3 protein-coding genes are annotated in these 3236 nt (G+C 72.6%); 1 reads left to right on the forward strand and 2 read right to left on the reverse strand.

The features are described from left to right. Positions 1 to 282 precede the first annotated feature (282 nt). Entirely contained in the window at positions 283 to 585 is a 303-nt protein-coding gene (locus GT354_RS50290; RefSeq protein ID WP_161364935.1) for a hypothetical protein, read from the reverse strand. Between the two features lie 290 nt (positions 586 to 875). Further along, positions 876 to 2369 (reverse strand): serine hydrolase domain-containing protein, encoded by a 1494-nt coding sequence (locus GT354_RS50295; protein WP_161364937.1) that lies wholly within the window; start codon positions 2367 to 2369, stop codon positions 876 to 878. A 416-nt stretch (positions 2370 to 2785) separates the two neighbouring features. Here GT354_RS50295 and GT354_RS50300 point away from each other — a divergent pair. After that, positions 2786 to 3236, forward strand: a 451-nt coding sequence (locus tag GT354_RS50300) for a toxin-antitoxin system HicB family antitoxin (protein WP_161364939.1), incomplete at its 3' end; no start/stop codon positions are given.

The raw sequence follows: 3236 nt of genomic DNA on the forward strand, positions 1-3236 counted from the left end.
GCGTCCCAGACGTTCGCCAAGGCGAGCACGTCGCCGTCGGCGTGCAGCGAACGGAACAGCACGGCCTTGTCATACGTAGTCGTCATGCGGGCCAGTCCACCAGAGCCGACGGCCGATGTCAGGCGCCTTTCGGACGTCGTGGTTCGACGCCGTGGTTCGACGTCGTGGTTTGCTGTCGCCGTCCGACACCGCCGTCGACGTCTCCGCCGGGGCATGCCGCTGCCGGCGCGCATGCCGCTGCCGACATCGTCGCCGGACAGCGCGGTCGGGCGTCGCGTCGGCTCAGCCCTTGCGCTCCGCCAACGCGTAGGACGCGGCGGCCACGGTCCCGGCCACCGTGAACACGGACGGCCAGGCGCCGATCTTCTTGGCGAGCGGGTGCGAGGCCCCGAAGCCGACCGTGTACAGCCCCACCAACGCGGCGGCCGTCGGCGTACCGGCCTTCGCCTGCCACTCCCTGGCCGCGACCGCGCCGGCCGCGGCCAGTACCGCACCCCCCAACGCCCGCTTCTTCGTGTAACGGGCAACGGCGTAGCCGCCGACCAGCCCGACCGCGGCGACACCGGCAGCAGGAACGCGAACCATCAGACGTACCCCTCACAAACGAACGAACCTACGCCGAACCCAACGATCGACCACGCGAGCGACCACGCGACCGAACGGCGCACAGCCGACTTCACGACCGACCGTGCGACCGAACGCACAGCCGTTCCCACGATCGACCGCGCGACCGCGCGACCGACAGACACATCGGCAGAACACGTGCATCACGAACGTACTCGCCCACCGTCCTTCGCCCACGCGGGGGCCGGCCCCGCAATCGCCACACGGACCGGGGCGGGACCGGAGTCGGCCGCGGCCGGGCCGGTCGTGCCTCAGCCCGCGTGCCAGCCGTTCGGGTCGACGTCGCCCGGGATCGGGGCGGCCGGGTCGTACGCGGTACGGGTGAAGACGAAGGTGCCGAGGTCGAGGTGGGTGAGCCTGCCGTCGGCGTCGTACACCGGGCGCAGGATCTCGCCGGTGTAGTAGCCGTCGAGGCCGATCCACGTGCCGTCGGGTCGCGGGCGAAGTCGGCTGCCGCGGCCCTGGCCGACGAGCGGGGCCAGGTCGAGGCCGCGGTCGGCGGTCAGGCGCAGGACGAAGGGGAACGTGCCCCAGTACCACGGGCCGGTCATCGCAAGGAGCACGTCGTCGACGTCGGCAAGTGGCGTCCACGCGGCGGGGATACGCGGCTCGTGCTCGGTGACGGCGTCGATCAGGTCGGCCGCGATCGCGTGCGTCGCGGGGCCCGACGTGGAGTTGGCCAGGACGACGGCGCCGAGGTGGTCGTCCGGGTCGACCCACAGACTGGCCAGGAAGCCGGGCATGGAGCCGCCGTGGCCGATCAGTACCCGGTCGCCGACGCGCAGGATCTGGATGCCCAGGCCGTACGTCGTTTGCGGAGTGGCCGCCAACGACGCGGAGGCCCCGACGCGCATCTCGGCCGCGGTCTCCGGGCGCAGCACGTCCGCTTCGCCGCCCGCGAGGGCGACGCCCCAGCGGCACAGGTCGGCGGCCGTCGACCAGAGCTGTCCGGCGGGGCCCATCAGGCCGGTGTCCTGCTCGGGCTCGGGCAGCAGGGCGTCGGCCCAGGGGTGGACGGCGAAGCCGCGGGCGTACGGCGCCGTGGGGTCGAGCGCGGTGCGGGTCATCCCCAGGGGGATCAGGATCTCGTCGCGCAGGGCGTCTCCCCACGGCCTGCCGCGCAGTTTCGCCACGACGGCGCCGAGCAGCGCGTAGCCGAGATTGGAGTAGTGGAAGAGCCGGCCGGCGGGGTGGCGCAGCGGGTCGTCACCGATCACGTCGGCCAGTCCGGGGCGCAACGTGCCGGGGACGCGCTCCCACCAGGGACCGGGCGGCTCGGCGGCCAACCCCGAGGTGTGGGCGAGGAGTTCGGCGATGGTGAGGTGACCGACGCGGGTGTCCGTGTCCGTGTCCGCGGCCGTACCGGTGCCGGTACCCGTGGCCCTGCCTGCGCCCGTGTCCATGGCGATGTCGGTGCCCGTACCGGTACCCGTGCGCGTGTCGATGTCGGGAAGGTGTTTGTCGAGCGGGTCCGCGAGGTCGAGGAGGCCGTCGTCGCGCAGGCGCATGATCAGGACGGCGACGAACGTCTTGGTGATCGAGCCGATCCGATACTGCGTGTCGTCGGCGACGGGCGGCCGGCCGTCGACCAGTCCGCGCCCCTCGCCCCACACCCGGTGGCCGTCCCGGAACACCGCGCCGACCAGGGACGGCGTCCGCCCCTCGGCCTGCCCGGTCGCGATTCGATGCCGCAGGGCGCGGCGCGTGGCGGGCAGGAGTTCGAGGGCTGCGTCGGTCGTCGTCATGGTTCCTCACCGAGTGCGCGGGGCGGGGGCTCGCCCAACTGCTGCCGACCGTTCGCGATCCCGATCCGGGCCCCGGTCCGGGCCCCCGATCCTGGTCCGACATCCCGACCCGGCCTCGGTCCCGATACCGATACCGACCTTGATCACGATCGCCGTCGCCGTCGCCGTCGCCGTCGCGCGAGCCCATGATCACTCCGATCATCCTAGTGACTCGAAGCGTTCGCGCCGTGGAATCACCGCCTGCGCGGCAGTCGACGGAGCGAGGTAAGGCAGCCCGGGGCCGCCCACCGCTCTCCCTTCACCCACACACCGCTTTCCCGCCGAACCGCAGGTGGAGGGCGGTTCGAACGGCCATGGCGCCACCACCAGACCACCCGAGGCTTGCCATAGTGCCATTTTGGCATCATGATGATGCCATGGACTTGAGGCCGTACATCGATCATCTCCGCTCCGAGCTCGCGGTCGCCGCGGAGGCCGGGGGCGAAGACGCCCGGGCGCTGGCCGAGCGCTTGACCGCACCACTGGAGTCGACGATGCGGCTGACGCTGCTGAACGCACTCTCGGACGCCGCCGGCGAGATCACCCGCGAGTTGGCGCCCGGTTCGGTCGACGTCCGACTGCGCGGACTCGACCCCGAGTTCGTCGTGACGTCACCGCCCACCGACCCGTCGTTCGGCGAAGCCGCGCAAGGCAGCGCGCCGGCCCCCCCGGCGCCGCCCGCGCCGCCCCGAACCGAGGACGACGAGGCCATCACCCGGATCAACCTGCGCCTCCCCGAGCACCTCAAGGTCCGGATCGAGGCAGCCGCCACGCGCGAGAGCCTGTCCGTGAACGCGTGGCTCGTCCGCGCCCTCGGCGCCGCCGTCG

The organism is Streptomyces sp. SID3343, assembly GCF_009865215.1.
In the GTDB taxonomy this organism is placed as follows: domain Bacteria; phylum Actinomycetota; class Actinomycetes; order Streptomycetales; family Streptomycetaceae; genus Embleya.

Bases quoted from the DNA above. Each gene is read 5' to 3' on its own strand.
- GT354_RS50290 (WP_161364935.1), bottom strand. From the start codon at position 585: ATGGTTCGCGTTCCTGCTGCCGGTGTCGCCGCGGTCGGGCTGGTCGGC.
- GT354_RS50295 (WP_161364937.1), bottom strand. From the start codon at position 2,369: ATGACGACGACCGACGCAGCCCTCGAACTCCTGCCCGCCACGCGCCGC.